Origin of the sequence: Klebsiella variicola, assembly GCF_000828055.2 — a bacterium.
Lineage (GTDB): Bacteria > Pseudomonadota > Gammaproteobacteria > Enterobacterales > Enterobacteriaceae > Klebsiella > Klebsiella variicola.
The window spans coordinates 1,078,282-1,094,622 of record NZ_CP010523.2; the positions used below are offsets into that span (position 1 = coordinate 1,078,282).

Sequence of the window (16,341 nt, forward strand, 5' to 3'; positions counted from 1 at the left end):
ATTCTTATTTGCATGCGTGAGTAATAATGAGCCGGGAAACGAAAGCGACAAGAAAGGGGGAGATAAGGCTGGCCCGGCGCGAACCGGGCGAAGATCAAGAGATATCGGCGACAGACTGGCGCGGGATCAGGCGGCCAGCCAGCGAGCGGCCCTCGGCGGTGAAGGTTGGCCGGTCGTCAATCAGGCTGCGAATACGCTGAATACAGTTATCCAGCAGCGCCTCCAGTGGCCAGGAGATGCAGGTCAGCGGCGGGTAGAGCAGCGAGGCGAGCGGGGAATCCTCAAGGCTCAACAGGGAGACCTCCTGCGGGACGGCGATGGTGAATTCGCGTAACAGACGCATCGCCTCAGCCGCGTAGCGGTCGCGTTTAACGATAATGACTGAGTATTTACTGAAGCTGTTAATTAAGGTCAGCAGCGCCTGCTCGACGTCATCGTTGGCCGTCAGCACCAGCTGGCGGTTAAAAGGAATGGAGTAGTTTTGCAGGACGTTGCGGTAGCCTTCCAGCATCTGACGGCTGGCATCGTCGCTATCGCTGTCCACCAGCAGGGCGATGTTGCGGTGTCCCTTGCCAATCACATAGCGGCAGGCGCTTTCGGTGGCGAAGGCGAAGTCGTAGCCCTGGCTGTTGCTCCCGGCGACGCCGAAGCGGTCAAAGGCGATAACGTTGCGCGGCGCGTCGGCGGCAACGGCGCCCAGCACCACCACCGCCACGCACTGGCGCTGCAGATCGTCGATCACCGCCGCCTGCTCTACCGGATCGCTGACATACTGGACCAGCAGGCTTTTATTCAGCCCTTTCAGCGCCTGAGAGAGCAGCGGCAGTAGACGCGCGCCGTGGCTTTCGTCCTGCGCGGAAATCACCAGACCAACGTGGCTGGATGTCTGACTGGCGAGGTTTTGCGCGGCAAAGCTCGGGCGATAGTTGAGTTCTTCAACGGCCCGCAGCACAGCTTCCCGGCTCTCTTCGCGCACGCCCCGGGTGCCGGTCAGCACGCGGGAAACCGTCGCTCTTGAGACATTCGCTAATCTTGAAACATCATCAATCGTTGGCATGGCTTTTTCTGTCTGAACATTTTCGCCTAGCTTAACATACCTGCTGAAAAAAGTGTCTACCGCTGCCCGTCCGCGGCGCCGGGCAGACGGGGCAGCCAGGCCGCGCCGCGCACGCCGCTGGCGTCGCCGAAGCGGGCCGGTTTGATCTGCGTGCGGCAGGTGTCGGAGAAGATCCACGGCACGATGGCGGCAGGCAGATCGCGATAGATCTGGCTGACGTTGGACAGACCGCCGCCCAGCACAATCACCTGCGGGTCGAGAATATTGATCACCGACGCCAGGCTACGGGCAAAGGCATCGATAAAGTGTCGCCAGTGGGCCAGCGCGCGCGGATCGCCGTTTTGCGCCGCGGCGACAATGGCTTCCGCACGGGCTTGTTCCCCATAGCGGCGGGCGAAGCCGGTGCCGGAGAGAAAGCTTTCGATGCAGTTCGTTTTGCCGCAGTAGCAGGGCTGCGGCGGACCATCGCGCTCAGGAGTATAGCCCGGCAGCGGATTATGCCCCCACTCCCCGGCGATAGCGTTGGGGCCGCTGAGCAGTTGTTGATGAACGGCGATCCCGCCGCCGCAGCCGGTACCGATAATCACCCCGAAGACGGTGGAGGCCCCGGCGCCGGCGCCATCCACCGCCTCCGAAAGGGTGAAGCAGTCGGCATCGTTTGCCATCCACACCGGCTGGCCAAGCTGCTGCATGATATCCCGGCGCAGATCGTGACCGTTGAGCACCAGGCAGTTGCAGTTTTTAATGCGCCCGCTTTGCGGATCGATAGCCCCGGGCAGGCCGATCCCCAGGGTGAATGGCTGCGGGCTGACCGCGCGAATATCGGCAATCAGGGTCAGCAGCTGACGCATAAAGGCGTCATAGCTCTCTTTGTGGGTCGGCCGGCGCAGGCGCTGGACGCATTCGCCTGCCGGGTCCAGCAGTACGGCTTCCATTTTGGTGCCGCCAATATCTATTCCAAGATGTAACATAGTGACCTCGGGGAATCAGACCCGGCCAGCGCGCCTGGCCGGGGAACGCGCTAGGCGTGAAGCGGTTGCGCGCGGTAAATCGCAATCAGTTCGGCAATCAGCTCTTTCGCCAGAATGGAGGTCATCAGGTGATCCTGAGCATGGACCATTACCAGCGTCATTTTGGTTTTTCCCTCGCCTTCGTCAGCTTCGATAAGCTGGGTCTGTACAAGGTGAGCTTCGCGGGAATAGTGCGCCGCTTCCTGCATTTTGGCGTCGGCGGTGGCGAAATCACCCGCTTTAGCGGCGTGCAGCGCTTCGTAGCACAGACTACGTGACTGGCCGGCGTTGATGATGATCCCCATCACCTGTTCTTCTAATTCCATGATTATCCTCTGAATCGTTAGCGTTAAGCGGTTTGCGCCGCGTTGTCAGCCTGGCCGACGGCGTTTTCACGCTCCTGGGCCAGCAGCTGTTTTTCGTAAGCTTTGAGAAATGGCAGGTACATCACCATGGAGGTGGCCATACAAATGAGGCACAGGATCACCGGGCTAAAGCTCCAGTTCGCCGCCCACGAGGCGCCGATGGGCGCCGGCGTTGTCCACGGCGTCATCGATACTACGCGGCTGACGAGATCCAGCTTCAGCGCAAAGTACGCCAGGGTCGCGTTGACCATCGGCACCAGCACGAACGGCAGGAAAAACAGTGGGTTCATGATGATCGGCGCGCCGAAGAGGATCGGTTCGTTAATATTGAATACCCCCGGCACGACCCCCATCCGGCCAATCGTCCGCAGATGCACGGCCTTGCTGCGCAGCAGCATCAGCGCCAGCGGCAGGGTGGAGCCGACGCCGCCGATCAGCAGATAGTGATCCCAGAAGCCCTGGACATAGATGTGCGGAATAGCGGTGCCTGCCGCCATGGCCGCCTGATTGACCGACAGGTTGGCCATCCAGAAGGGATTCATGATCCCGGTGACGATCAGCGCGCCGTGGATCCCGGCGAACCACAGCACCTGACAGACCAGCACTGACAACAGAATGGCCGGCAGTGTATCGGAAGCCGCGACCAGCGGTTTGACCAGCGACATGATCGCTTCCGGAATGATCATCCCCAGCTGAGCCTCGATAAACAGGTTCAGCGGATGCAGCGTCAGAATGATCGCCAGCACCGGGATCAGGATCTCGAACGAGCGCGCCACCCCGGCAGGCACTTCCGGCGGCAGGCGAATGGTGATGTTATGCCGCTTGAGGAAGGCGTACAGCTCGGTGGAATAGATGGCCACCAGAATGGCGGTGAAGATCCCCTGGCCGGAGAAGTAGGCCGTAGAGATCTGGCCATCTTTCAGCGGCGCGGCCACCAGCAGAAACGACATCAGCGACAGCATCCCGGCGGTCAGCGAGTCCAGGTGATGGTGCTTGGCGAGGCTGGCGGCGATCCCGACGGCAATGAACAGGGTCATCACCCCCATGCTGAAGTTGAACGGCAGCATCAGCGCATCGCGATGATCGAGCGAAAATTGCAGCCAGGCGCGGGCAAAGCCCCACGTCGTATCCGGAGAAAACGGCGGAAAGATAAATACCAGCAAAAACGAGCCGACGATCATAAAGGGCAGGGCGGTGATAAAACCGTCGCGGATCGAGGTCACGTATTTTTGCTGGCCGATCGCGCCGGCCAGCGGCGTGATCTGCCGTTCGATCACATCGATCAATTTAGCGTACAGAGAGCTCATGATCTTTCCTTAGTTCTTGTTTTCGATGAGGGAAAGGGCGAAATCAAGGACCGCGGCGCCTTTTTGCATGCCGTAGTCCATCATATTGATGGGTTCGACGCGAATACCGTATTTATCCGCCTGTTTTTGCAGATCCTGCTGCATGTATTTCACCTGCGGCCCCAGCAGTACCACCTGATAATGGCCAACCTGTTCGGCGAACTCCGCTACGCCATAGGCATTGATCTCTACCGGCAGGCCCCGCTGTTCGGCTTCGGCAATCATTTTTTTCATCAGCAGGCTGGTGGACATGCCTGCCGAACAACACAACATAATTTTTTTCATAAGTACCGCTCCTGATGAGGTTGGATGAGCGGACTATAGTCAAAATGGATGCATTACGGAAAGCGCTTTCCGTTTGTGGATTTATTAATTGTGACCATGATCACCTATGGCAGGCTTTCACTTTCCGGTGTTGTGGGCGATCATCCCGGCGAGACAACCATTCGCAAAGGTAGGAGTATGAACATTCAGTTAATGAATGTGGCCGTGGACATCATCGAGCAGCGGCTGGCGCCGCTGGCGAATGTTCTGACGCGCAACAACCACATTACGGCGATGCGCGATAGCTTTGCGCTGGCGATGCCCTTTGTGATTGTTGGCAGCCTGTTGGTGCCCATTTTGTTTCCGCCCGTTTCCATCGACGGCGCCTCGCGTTTCGGCCAGGTCTATTTGCTACTGCGGCCTATCCTGCTGCCGACCTTTCAGTTAACCATTGGCCTGGTGGCGCTGATTGTCGCCTTCGGCGCCAGCGCCAGTCTCGCCAAGCAGTACCGTCTGCCGGAACGGCTCTGCGGTTTAACCGGGTGTCTGGCTTTTCTGCTGTTTATCGGCTTTCGCGAGACTGCGGTGAGCAATGTTTATCTCGGCGGTATGGGGATATTTACCGCCCTGATATCCAGCACCTATTCCATTGAGATAATTCGCTTTTTTTACAAAAAAGGCTGGTGTATTCGCTTGCCTGATGAAGTGCCGCTGATGACCCGCAATGGCTTTCAACTGCTGATCCCGCTGCTGGTGGTGATGCTGTCGATAAGCGTGATGAATGCCATACTGCTGCAGACCACCGGACGCATCGTACCGGAGTTGATCAGCGAAGCGGTGCGGCCGCTGGTGCTGGCGTCCGACACGCTGATGGCGGTACTTATCTCTTTATTTATCTGTAACTTACTCTGGTTTATCGGTATCCATGGCGCGCTGATCATCACCGGGATCATGAACCCCTTCTGGATGACCTATCTGTTTGAAAATCAGCAGGCGCTGGCGGCGGGTTCGCCAACGCTGCCGCATATTTATCTGCAGGGGTTCTGGGATTTTTACCTGCTGATCGGCGGTATTGGCTCCACTTTGCCGCTGGTGCTGATGGCGATGCGCAGCCGCTCGCGGCAGCTGAAAAGCGTGGCAAAAATTGGCCTGCTGCCGTCGCTGTTTAATATCAACGAGCCAATACTGTTTGGTTTTCCGGTAATCATGAACCCGGTTTTTTTACTGCCGTTTCTCTTTGTTCCGCTGATAAATGCCTGTATCGCATGGTATTTAACTCAGCTGGGTATCCTCGACCGCGCGGTGGCGATGCTGCCATGGTCTATGCCTTCCCCGCTGGGGGCAGCATGGTCGGCGAACGGTAGCTGGAAAAATTTGTGCATGAGCCTGTTCGCGATGTTTAACGCCTGGATGCTCTATCGCCCCTTCTTCAAAGTGTACGAACGCCAGCTCGCGGAAACCGAACGCTGACCCCCTCGCCGTCGGCGGCTTATCCCCCGGCGGCACTCATTCACCTGCTCCTCCTTCCGCTCTGCTGCCGGCTCCCGGCGGCATTCTTGTTATTTTATGTGATCAGTCTCACGAATATATTCGTCGCGGAGCGAATTTTGTGAACCAGATAGGCAATTATGGAAAGCGCTTTCCATTAACGGATGTACATTTCCATTTTTGATCCGTAAATTTCCCCTCCGTTATCGGTTCGTGTTAACAAACATAACGTGGGAAAAAAATAATGATAAAGCTGAAACATTCAATACCTCTGGCTCTCCTCTCGCTGGCAGGGGCCAGCAGCCTGGCCTGCGCCGATCCGAAGTATGATTTTGCGCTGCATGGCTATATCCGCTCCGGGATCCTGGCGAACTCCGATGGCAACCGCGCGGACTCCGTCGGCCTGATGCCGGACGGTAAGTGGCGACTGGGCAACGAAGAAGACACCAAGATCGAACTGATCCCCACCGTGACGCTGACGGCGGACAGCGGCGTGGTGGCGAAAGTGCAGGCCAACCTCACTCATCAGTCGAAATGCACCTCCGACTGGAACTGTCAGGATGACGATGGCCATGACGTACAGTTTCGCGAAGGGTTCGCCGAGCTGAGCAATCTGGATTTTGCGCCGGAGATGACCTTCTGGGCCGGTAAGCGCTACAGCAGCTCCAACACCTCCAGCCATCAGTTCGACTGGGAGTACATTCAGTACAACGGCACCGGCGGCGGCTTCGACAACATGGATCTCGGCTTCGCCCGCTTCGACGCCGGGGTGTACGCCTTTTCACCCACCGATGAAACCAAAGCCTACCCGGTGGATAAGGGAGATCAGGGCTACCCGGATGACTATTCCCTCAACCTGTGGCTGAAAAAGATCGCGGGGACAGGCTTCGATCTGGAGCTGATCGGCCACCATATGAACCGTAACGAAAACCACCCGACTTCCGCCGAGAAGGGCTATGGCGTGACCGGTATTTATAACTTTGACGGTTTCTATGGTCTGACCGGAGGCTACTCCCGCCTTGCATTGCAGTACGGGAAAGGGCTGGCGGCGGGTGACTCACTGGGTAAAAACGGCTGGGGATGGGCCAATCTGGAAAACACTCAGTCCTGGCGAGTGGTGCTTGATAGCGTGGCCTCGATGGGCGACCTGGAGATCTCGACCTTCGCTTTCTGGCAGAAAGATAAAAACTACCGCTGGTGGACGGAAGATGACCATGGCTGGGGACGCTCGATGTGGGTCGCCGGTATCCGCCCTTATCATCAGATTACCCGCAACTTTGCCATGCAGTACGAGCTGGGCTACGAATACCTGGATGACAAAAACTACAAAGGGGTAAACGGCAAAGGCAAAGGCGGCCTGACCAAAGTCACCGTTGCGCCAACGCTGACCTTTGACTCCGGTTTCTGGGCACGCCCGCAGCTGCGCTTCTTCGTCACCTACGCGAAGTGGGATAAAGGTGTCTCCGATGCGCTGGACGGCAACTACAACTGGGATACCAATACCATCACCGCCGGCGGGTATTCCCGCAGTGGCTCTACCGACACCGTTAACTTCGGCGTACAGGCCGAGGTCTGGTTCTAAGGAGAGACAACGATGAAGCCGATGAAAAACCTGCTGCTGATGGGGCTGCTGTCCGCGCTGGGGGCCGGCGGGGCGCTGGCCGCCGAGCGCTCGCACTTTACGCACTTTATCACTCGCGATGGCGCCGCCCTCAAGGACGGGGACAAGGTGTTTCGTTTCGCCGGGATCCACGCGCCGGAGCTGCACCGCATTGAAGACGACGCCCGTGGCCCCTGCAGAGCAGACCCGCGCGGCTGGGGACAATACTTTAAATGGCCAACGGCGCAGGAGCAGCAAAACTGGATCCAGGCGATGGTGCAAACCGGGGCGAAAGCCCAGCGCGTCTACGTGCTGTCGGTGCAGCAGGAATTTGATAAAGCCTGCGGGCGCGAGACCCATATTCTGGCGCCGGAAACGGCGGACGGCATGCCGCGGCTGAATGAGAAAGCCATGCGGGTGTATGACAACATGATTGCCGAAGCGGATAAACAGGGATTGCGACTGATCCTGCCGTTTATTGACCACTGGTGGTGGTGGGGCGGGCGTGAGCAGCTGGCGGCGTTCTACCACGAAAAAGCGGAAGACTTTTATCGGACCGATAGCAAGACCTTCAAAGCCTATCTGGATGTGATCCGCCAGGTTATCACCCGGACAAATACTGTCACCGGCCGCGCCTATTATGATGAAAAGGCGATCATGGCCTGGGAAACCGGTAACGAGCTGGAGGATACCAACGCCGATTTCCTGCATCAGACCGCGGCGTGGATTAAAAAATGGGCCCCTCATCAGCTGGTGGTAGATGGTACCTATAAGAAAATCAATTCCTTTGCGCTGACCGACCCCAATGTGGATATCGTCAGCAATCACTATTACACCAATGCCGATAATAACCATCCCGGGCAGGTGACGCAGGATCTGCGCGCCGTCGGCGGGCAAAAAGTCTATCTCGTCGGCGAGTTTGGCCTGCTGCCGGCGGATCAACTGAACGCCATTATGCAGTCGATCGTTCACAGCGACGTCAACGGGGCGCAAGCCGCCGGCGGGCTTATCTGGGGCTTCCGCGGCCATCGTCACGACGGCGGCTTCTACTGGCATAAGGAGTCGACCGGGCACTACAGTTACCACCTGCCGGGGTTTGCCAAAGAAGGCGAAGCGAACCAGGAGCAGGCGGTGGTCGATCTGGTGCGCACGGCCGCGGCGCAGATGGCCGGGCAGCAGACGATGGCGCCGCTGCCGAAGCCGGACGCGCCTTTGCTGCGCGAGACCACCTCGCCCTTCGCGATCAACTGGATGGGAGCCGCGGTGGGACGCAGCTACGATGTCGAACGCGCCGCCTCGCCGACCGGGCCGTGGACGGTGGTGGGCCGGGATATCTCCGATGGCGTTAACGAATGGAATCCGGAAACCATGGTTCTGTTCCGCGACGATTATCGTCAGCTTCAGCTCGGGCATACGTATTACTACCGGGTGACGGCGAAAAACGAGAGCGGTCATTCGGCTCCTTCCAATGTGATTAGCGTGCAGCATAGCGAGGAGAATCAGCCGCCGGTTGTCACGCTGGAACCGGCCCTAACCACCACGCAGGACCAGGGCGTCGAGCTTACGGCCAGCTGGCAGGACGATGGCCTGCCGTCGCGAGAGGTTAAGGTGGGCTGGCAGCACGCCGGTGAGGGACAGGTGCATTTTTGCCATGCCGATCGGGCTCAAACCCGGGCCTGGTTTACGGCGCCAGGTACCTATGCGCTGACGTTCACGGCGGACGATGGGCTGCTGAAAAGCAGCAAAACCGTGACCGTGACGGTGGGCGAAGCGACGGGGAAAGCGCCAGCGGATTTTTGTCGTTATCAGGGCGAAGTTTATGGCGTGGCTGAGGGTCGGCTGACGGTGATGAAGAGTGATAAAGACGCGCTGACAGTTGGCGAGGACGGCTTCCTCGGCCCATTTGCCAACGAGGGGGATAAGATCAGCTGGCAGGTGCAGGCGCCGTGGAGCGGTCAGTTCCTGCTCAATGTAACCTTCAACGGCAAATGGGGCGGTAAGCAGAACTCATTTGTCGTCAACGGGGGCGCTCCGCAGGCTGTGGCCTTCCCGCAGACGGATGAGCAGGGCCAGCAGTTGCGGATACCGGTGACGCTTAACGCGGGGACTAATCAGATTGACTTCGGCCGCATCGCCGGCGACTGGGGCTATATGTTCATTAAATCGATCGAAGTGGTCGCAGAGTAGTACGTTCAGGCTGCGCCAGACGGGCGCAGCCTTTTTCGAAGGAGAGGTTATGCAGCAATATCAGTTTCCGCAAGGGTTTCTATGGGGGGCGGCGGCGTCCGGCCCGCAAACGGAAGGGGTCACCAATAAGCGCCATCGTTCCATCTGGGATAGCTGGTTTGCCGAACAACCGGAGCGATTTTATCAGCAGGTAGGGCCGCAAACCGTATGTGATACTTATCATCAGTATCCGCAGGACGTGGCGCTAATGAAACAGACCGGCTTCAACTCGTTTCGCACCTCAATTCAGTGGTCACGACTGATCGCTGATTTGGAAACCGGCGCGCCGGACCCGGACGCGGTGCGTTTTTATCACGCCTATCTCGATGAGATGATCGCCAACGGCATTGAGCCGATGATCAATCTCTACCACTTTGATATGCCGGAAGCGCTGCAGAAACAGTACGGCGGCTTTGAATCGGCGCACGTGGCCGAGCTGTTTGCCCGCTTTGCCCGCACCGCCTTTAGCCTGTTTGGCCATAAGGTTAAATACTGGATAACCTTCAACGAGCCGATTGTGCCGGTTGAGGGAGGCTACCTGTACGACTTCCACTATCCATGTAAGAAAGATGGCCGGCTGGCGGCGCAGGTGGCGTTTAACATTATGCTGGCGCACGCCAAAGCGGTAACGGCTTATCGTGAACTGGCGCTGGCGGGCGAGATCGGCGTGGTGCTAAACCTGACCCCGAGCTATACCCTCACTGACAGCGACGCGGATAAAAAAGCCGCCGGGTATGCCGACCTGTTTTTTAACCGCAGCTTCCTTGACCCGCTGGTAAAACATGAATTCCCCAAAGCGCTGTGCGAGATCCTCGCCGCCCACGACTGCCTGCCGACGACCAGCAAAGACGACGTGGCGTTGATCCTCAGCGCGGAAATCGATTTTCTTGGGGTGAACTATTACGTGCCGCGGCGGGTAAAAGCGCGAGAGGGCGACTATGACCTCGATTATTTCACCCCGGAATACTATTTCGAAAATGCGGTGAACCCGCAGGGCCGCTTTAACCCCTATCGTGATAACAACGAGATCCTGCCGCAGGCGATCTATGACATTGCCGCCAATATTCGCGATAACTACGGCAATATTAAGTGGTATCTCGCGGAAATCGGCATCGCGATGGATCGACAATCAGAGGGAGAGCCCGGGGCGGACGGGGTGATAGACGATACTTTCCGCATCGAGCTGATGGAGGAGCATCTGGTGCAGCTGCACCGCGCCATTGCCGACGGCGCGAACTGCTTTGGCGTACACCAGTGGACGTTTATCGACAACTGGTCGTGGATCAATGCCTTCAAACGACGCTACGGCTTCTGGCGACTGGATCTGGAGACCGGCGAGCGACAGATAAAACGCAATGCGCTGTGGTTTGCCGAACTGGCGACCAGCAACGGTTTTACCAGCGATAAATAGCGCGCTGCGCCAGCGCTCCCTCTCACCGGCGCGGAAAGGGGGAGCGCACGAGGTTACACCAGTTCGTCTTTATTAATACCCAGCCGCTTCATGCGCGACAGGAGCGTGGTGCGCTTGAGCCCCAGCCGCTGGGCGGCGCCTTTCGGCCCGGCCACCACGCCGTTGCTCTCCTTCAGCACCCGGACGATCAGCTGATATTCATCCTCACCTTCCTCAGGCAGGACCGCCGGCGTTCGAGGAACTTCCACGATCTCCCGCTCCGGCAGGGAGAGCTGCAGTACGTTGCCGCGGGTGAGTAACACCGCCCGTTCGATAACGTTTTCCAGCTCGCGTACGTTGCCCGGCCACTCCATCCGCGTCAGGGTGCGCAGGGTTTCCGCCGGAATGCTGTCGATGTTGCGCCCCATGCGGCGGGCGATTTTAAAGGTAAAGGCCTTCACCAGCAGCGGAATATCGTCGGGACGTTCGCGCAGCGGCGGCAGGTGGATGGGGAACACGTTGAGCCGATAGTAGAGATCGCTGCGGAATTCCCTGTCGATAACCATCTGCTTGAGATCGCGGTTGGTGGCGGCGATCAGCCGGACGTCGGTCTGGATCAGCTTGTTGCTCCCCAGACGTTCGAACTCCTGCTCCTGGAGGACGCGCAGCAGTTTAGGTTGCAACTCCAGCGGCATATCGCCCACTTCATCAAGGAACAGGGAGCTTTTGTCCGCCAGCTCGAAGCGGCCGATACGCTGGGCGCTGGCCCCGGTGAACGCGCCGCGTTCGTGGCCGAACAGATCGCTCTCCAGCAGCCCGGCGGGCATCGCGGCGCAGTTCATCTTCACCATCCGTCGACCGTTACGCCCGCTGAGGTTGTGGATAGCGCGGGCGATAAGCTCTTTACCGGTGCCGGTTTCGCCGAGGATCAGCACGGTGCTGTCGCTGTGCGCCACCATCTCGACCTGTTTGAGCACATTGTTCATCGCCTCGCTGCGGCCGATGATCTCGCCGAATTCGCTCTCGACATTATTGAGCTGCTCGGTGAGGGCGAGGTTCTCATCCACCAGCCGCTCTTTCAGGCGCTGAATTTCGCGGTAGGCGAGGGCGTTATCGATAGCGATCGATACCCGCTCGGCGATCTGCCGCAGCAGCTTGAGATTGGTGGTGGTGAAGACCTGTTCGTCGCACTGCGCCAGCTTCAGCACCCCGAGCAGGGTATTGCCGGACATCAGCGGCAGCAGGCACAGGGTCTGGATCTTATTGCCCCACATCTCGAAGAGCATTTTCTCATACGGCGCGAGGGTGTCATGCTCGTGCAGGTTGAGCAGCAGCATCTCTTTGCTTTTGAACACGCGCTCGGTGAGGGTACCAGCTTCATCCACCTCGCTCTGGTCGTGAACCGGATGGCTGGCGTCAAGATAATGCGTGGAATAGATGTTGAGCTTCCCTTTGCGGTCGCTGCGCAGCACCACGCTGATGGCGTCGATCCGGAAGTAGCGATGGATCTCTTTCGCCACCTCGCTGACCAGCTCGTCGATATCCAGTCGCGAGAGCACCGCGTTGGTGATCGCCACCAGGATGCGAAAGTTGTCGCGCTCGTGGCACAGCAGATCGTAATCGACGTTATTGCTGACCCGGTTCTGAATTTGCTCGGTGACGACGGCGACGATCTGCGTGAAGGTATGCAGCCGCTGGAACTCTTTCTCGCTCCACGGCCGGTTGTCACGGCGCAGAAATTCACAGCCGCCGAAGATCCGCCCATCAGCCGCCAGCGGCAGCAGCGAGTAGTACCCGAACGGGCGATAGAGCCCGCTGCGGATAAGCTGCGGCCAGGTGTCGGCAAAGGTCTCGTGGTCGCAATGCAGGGCATCCGGCCGGGAGAGTAAGCGGCGCACCGGACCGTGGGCGAGCACGGTTTCGTCCTCGTAGCTCACCGGGTGACCGGCTTCATCGCAGGCGTACCTGGCCGCGCGGTGGTTACCCGCGTTCCACAGGATGATGGCCGCCTCGTCGGCGAGCGCAGACTGTTGCACCAGGCGGGTGAGAGTTTCGCTCAGCGCGGCCAGATCGGGCTGCTGTAATAAAAGCCGGGTGATATCGAACAGCCCTTGCTGGCCGAGATCGCTCATCGGTGTATACGACATTGCTTACGTCCAAAACGCGCCGACAACGTGGCGCATAAGAAAATGATGGTACAAATAATAGTATGTTAATAAAGCGGTTATTGCCGCTTTAACCCTGGCTCGCGCTGCGCTTAGCCGGGCTACGTGCGCGCAGTTTTGTAGCCCGGATAAGGCGCCAGCCGCTATCCGGGACCCGACGCCGTCGTTAACAAATTCTCGGCAGCGGCTCGGCGTGGGGAAGATCGAGCGTCCGCTTCACGCCGTACAGCCCAACGGAACGCACGCCCGGGCGGTCGACCACTTCGCCGATTATCGCCGCATCGCGTCCCAGTGGGTGAGACCGCAAATGCGCTAGCACGTTTTCCGCGGCCTCGCGGGCGACGGCGAGCACCAGTTTGCCTTCATTGGCGAAGTTCAGGGCGTCCAGCCCAAGCAGTTCGCAGACGCCGCGCACCGTATCGTTGACCGGCAGCGTTGCCTCCTGCAGTTCGATGCCGCAGCCGCTGGCGGCGGCGAACTCATGGGCGACGGCATTGACCCCGCCGCGGGTGGCGTCGCGCAGAGCTTTCACTCCACTCAGTGGCCGCAGGGTCTGGATAAGCGGCGTCAGCACCGCGCAATCGCTGGACAGCGCGCCGTCCAGCCCCATCTGCTCGCGCAGGTTAAGGATGGTGGCGCCATGATCCCCCAGCGTGCCGCTGACCAGCAGCACATCACCGGCGCTAATCTGCTGCGTCCCCCAGCGAACGTCCGCCGGGATGGCGCCGATGCCGGCGGTGTTAATAAACAGCTTATCCGCCGCGCCGCGCGGCACCACTTTAGTGTCGCCGGTGACGATGGCGATCCCTGCCGCCCGGGCGGCGTCGGCCATGCTGGCGACCACCGCTTCCAGGGTGGCCATCTCCAGCCCTTCTTCGAGAATAAAGCCGCAGGAAAGATAGCGGGGGATGGCGCCGCTGACCGCCACATCGTTGGCGGTACCGCAGACGGCCAGCTTGCCGATATTGCCGCCGGGAAAGAACAGCGGGTCAATCACGTAGCTGTCGGTGGAGAAGGCGAGGCGGTCCCCCTGGGCGGCGAGCGCCGCCAGATCGAGGCGCGCCTGATCCTCCTGCTCCGCCAGCCAGGGGTTGGCGAAGGCCTGCATAAACAGGTCGCCGATCAGCTGCTGCATTGCCTGACCGCCGCTACCGTGGGCTAACTGGACGCTTTTCATGCTTCATTTTCCTGACTGCGATATTGATACCAGGCGGCGCAGGCCCCTTCTGAGGAGACCATCAGCGCGCCAAAGGCGCTTTGCGGATTGCAGGTGCGGGCGAAGAGCGGGCACTGGTGCGGTTTACAGCGGCCGGTCAGCACCTCGCCGCAGCGGGCCCGCGGGTCGTCGCACACGCGCTGCGGCGCCGGGCGGAAATGCACCTCGGCATCGAAGCGCTGATAGGCTGGCGTAAGCTGCACGCCGGAGTCGCTAATGACCCCCAGGCCGCGCCATTCGCTGTCGCCATCCAGGCGAAAGACGTCGGCTATCGCCGACTGCGCCAGCGGGTTGCCGGCATCCGGCACCACGCGACGGTACTGATTTTCCACATCGCTGCGCTGCGCTATTGTCTGCTCAACCAGCATCACCGCGCCTTGCAGTAGATCAAGCGGTTCGAAACCAGCGACCACTAAAGGACGATGATAGTCGCTGGCGATAAAGCCGTAGGCTTCGGTGCCGATCACCATACTGACGTGGCCCGGGGCGAGAAAGGCGTCGATACTGTTGTCCGGCTGATCCAGCAGGCTGCGCAGGGTCGGCAGCAGGGTGATGTGCTGGCAGAAAAAGTAGAAGTTATCGACGTTGCGCTCCCGCGCCTGACGCAGGGTGAGGGCGGTGGCGGGCATGGTGGTTTCGAAACCGAGGCCGAAAAAGACCACCTCACGCTGCGGGTTTTGCTGCGCCAGCCGCAGGGCGTCCATCGGCGAGTAAACGATGCGGACATCGGCGCCGCGGGATTTCGCCTGCAGCAGCGAGCCGTTTTTACCTGGCACGCGCATGGCGTCGCCGAAGGTGCAGAAGATGACCCCCGGGCGGCTGGCGATCTCAATGCAGGCATCGATACGCCCCATCGGCAGGACGCATACCGGGCAGCCGGGCCCATGAATAAATTCAATATTCTCCGGCAACAGCTGGTCGAGACCGAACTTAAAAATGGCATGGGTATGGCCGCCGCAGACCTCCATAATGCGCAGCGGTCGCGCGGCGGTGTGCGGCAGCAGATGGGCACGCTGCTGAAGATGGGCCACCAGCTGCATGACCTGCTCGGGGGCGCGGTATTCGTCAACGTAACGCATTATCGCTCCTCGCCGTACAGCAGGGCGCCGACGTCCGGCTCCACGTCAAACATATTTTGCAGCGCCTCGAGAGTGTCGCGCGCTTCGGCTTCATTGATCACGCTCATGGCGAACCCAACGTGCACCAGCACCCACTGGCCGAGACGCGGCTGACCCTGCTCGTCAACGGCGCCCACCAGCGTCAGGTCGACGTCGCGCTGAATGCCACAGACTTCCACCTTCGCCAGCACGCCGTCGATGGCGCAAATTTGTCCCGGAATGCCTATGCACATCGCTGCGTCTCCAGCCAGGTGAGCCACTGCTCCATGCCTTCGCCGCTGGTGGCCGAGAGGAGAATAATCTCAATATGCGGATTGACCTCACGGGCGCAGGCCAGGCACTTCTCAACGTCGAAATTGAGATACGGCAGCAGGTCGACTTTGTTGAGCAGCATCAGGCTGGCGGCGGCAAACATATGTGGATATTTCAGCGGTTTGTCTTCGCCTTCGGTGACCGACAGCACCGCCACCTTATGGCGTTCGCCGAGATCAAAGCTGGCCGGGCAGACCAGGTTGCCGACGTTTTCGATAAACAGAATGCCGTGGTCAGCCAGCGGCAGGCGCGGGGCGGCGTCGGCGATCATCTGGGCATCGAGATGGCAGCCTTTCCCGGTATTGACCTGAATCGCCGGGGTGTCGGTGGCGCGAATGCGGGCGGCGTCATTGACCGTTTGCTGATCGCCTTCAATCACCGCGCAGTCGGCGCGTCCTTTCAGCCGGGTGAGGGTTTCGGTCAGCAGGGTGGTTTTACCGGAGCCGGGGCTGGAAACCAGATTCAGCACCAGCTGCTGTTTCGCCGCAAAGCGTGCGCGGTTGCGCGCCGCCAGACGGTTGTTTTTATCCAGCACGTCGATCTCCACTTCCAGCATCCGCCGCTGGCTCTGCCCCGGGGCGTGAGTCCCAGCTTCGCCATGGCCGTAATGCAGGTCGCCCTCTGGCGTGCGGGTGGGGGCGAAGTGATCGGTTTTGACACCGGTGATGGTCATCGTCTGGCGTGGGGCGGGCGCGAAGGGGGCGCTGCGGAACGCGGAATGCGGGTTTCGTTCGTCTCCTTCAATATAGAGGTTGCCTTCGCCACAGCCGCATGTTGTACACAT

General features: G+C 59.6%; 14 protein-coding genes. 4 read left to right on the forward strand and 10 right to left on the reverse strand.

Annotated features, from left to right (window positions below; genetic code table 11):
• Positions 1–94 precede the first annotated feature (94 nt).
• The 5 genes from SP68_RS05145 to SP68_RS05165 are packed head-to-tail and all read right to left on the reverse strand — an operon-like array spanning position 95 to position 4,063.
• Positions 95–1,057, reverse strand: a complete 963-nt coding sequence (locus tag SP68_RS05145; protein WP_002915031.1) for a LacI family DNA-binding transcriptional regulator — start codon at positions 1,055–1,057, stop codon at positions 95–97.
• 56 nt (positions 1,058–1,113) lie between these two features.
• Positions 1,114–2,028, reverse strand: coding sequence for an ROK family protein (locus SP68_RS05150; protein ID WP_012540756.1), 915 nt, complete (start codon positions 2,026–2,028; stop codon positions 1,114–1,116).
• Positions 2,029–2,078: 50 nt separating this feature from the next.
• On the reverse strand, positions 2,079–2,393 hold the full coding sequence (locus tag SP68_RS05155) for a PTS lactose/cellobiose transporter subunit IIA (RefSeq protein ID WP_002914983.1): 315 nt from the start codon (positions 2,391–2,393) through the stop codon (positions 2,079–2,081).
• Positions 2,394–2,416: 23 nt separating this feature from the next.
• Positions 2,417–3,739, reverse strand: a complete 1,323-nt coding sequence (locus tag SP68_RS05160; protein ID WP_040968827.1) for a PTS sugar transporter subunit IIC — start codon at positions 3,737–3,739, stop codon at positions 2,417–2,419.
• A gap of 9 nt (positions 3,740–3,748) precedes the next feature.
• Positions 3,749–4,063 (reverse strand): PTS sugar transporter subunit IIB, encoded by a 315-nt coding sequence (locus SP68_RS05165; RefSeq protein ID WP_002914979.1) that lies wholly within the window; start codon positions 4,061–4,063, stop codon positions 3,749–3,751.
• Between the two features lie 177 nt (positions 4,064–4,240).
• Between SP68_RS05165 and SP68_RS05170 the strand changes: the two genes are divergently transcribed.
• The 4 genes from SP68_RS05170 to SP68_RS05185 all read left to right on the forward strand — a co-directional run bounded on the left by SP68_RS05170 (position 4,241) and on the right by SP68_RS05185 (position 10,767).
• Positions 4,241–5,512 carry a PTS sugar transporter subunit IIC gene (locus SP68_RS05170; RefSeq protein WP_004151052.1) on the forward strand — a complete coding sequence of 424 codons (1,272 nt, stop codon included), beginning with the start codon at positions 4,241–4,243 and terminating at the stop codon, positions 5,510–5,512.
• A 262-nt stretch (positions 5,513–5,774) separates the two neighbouring features.
• On the forward strand, positions 5,775–7,112 hold the full coding sequence (locus SP68_RS05175; protein ID WP_008806192.1) for a maltoporin: 1,338 nt from the start codon (positions 5,775–5,777) through the stop codon (positions 7,110–7,112).
• A 12-nt stretch (positions 7,113–7,124) separates the two neighbouring features.
• Positions 7,125–9,317, forward strand: coding sequence for a CBM35 domain-containing protein (locus tag SP68_RS05180; protein ID WP_040968826.1), 2,193 nt, complete (start codon positions 7,125–7,127; stop codon positions 9,315–9,317).
• Between the two features lie 49 nt (positions 9,318–9,366).
• Complete coding sequence (locus SP68_RS05185; RefSeq protein ID WP_040968825.1) at positions 9,367–10,767, forward strand: glycoside hydrolase family 1 protein; 1,401 nt, start codon at positions 9,367–9,369, stop codon at positions 10,765–10,767.
• Positions 10,768–10,820: 53 nt separating this feature from the next.
• On the opposite strand, the gene flhA is transcribed toward SP68_RS05185, so the two are convergent.
• From flhA to hypB, 5 genes are all read right to left on the reverse strand, one after another.
• Positions 10,821–12,893 carry a formate hydrogenlyase transcriptional activator FlhA gene (flhA, locus tag SP68_RS05190; protein ID WP_008806189.1) on the reverse strand — a complete coding sequence of 691 codons (2,073 nt, stop codon included), beginning with the start codon at positions 12,891–12,893 and terminating at the stop codon, positions 10,821–10,823.
• A 184-nt stretch (positions 12,894–13,077) separates the two neighbouring features.
• A complete protein-coding gene (gene hypE / locus SP68_RS05195; RefSeq protein ID WP_040968824.1) occupies positions 13,078–14,088 on the reverse strand; it encodes a hydrogenase expression/formation protein HypE in 1,011 nt (336 codons plus the stop codon).
• Positions 14,085–15,206, reverse strand: a complete 1,122-nt coding sequence (hypD, locus tag SP68_RS05200) for a hydrogenase formation protein HypD (RefSeq protein WP_040968823.1) — start codon at positions 15,204–15,206, stop codon at positions 14,085–14,087. The genes hypE and hypD overlap by 4 nt, the downstream gene beginning before the upstream one ends.
• Positions 15,206–15,478, reverse strand: coding sequence for a HypC/HybG/HupF family hydrogenase formation chaperone (locus SP68_RS05205; protein WP_002914934.1), 273 nt, complete (start codon positions 15,476–15,478; stop codon positions 15,206–15,208). Before SP68_RS05205 ends, hypD begins: the two co-directional genes overlap by 1 nt.
• A complete protein-coding gene (gene hypB, locus SP68_RS05210; protein WP_040968822.1) occupies positions 15,469–16,341 on the reverse strand; it encodes a hydrogenase nickel incorporation protein HypB in 873 nt (290 codons plus the stop codon). The genes SP68_RS05205 and hypB overlap by 10 nt, the downstream gene beginning before the upstream one ends.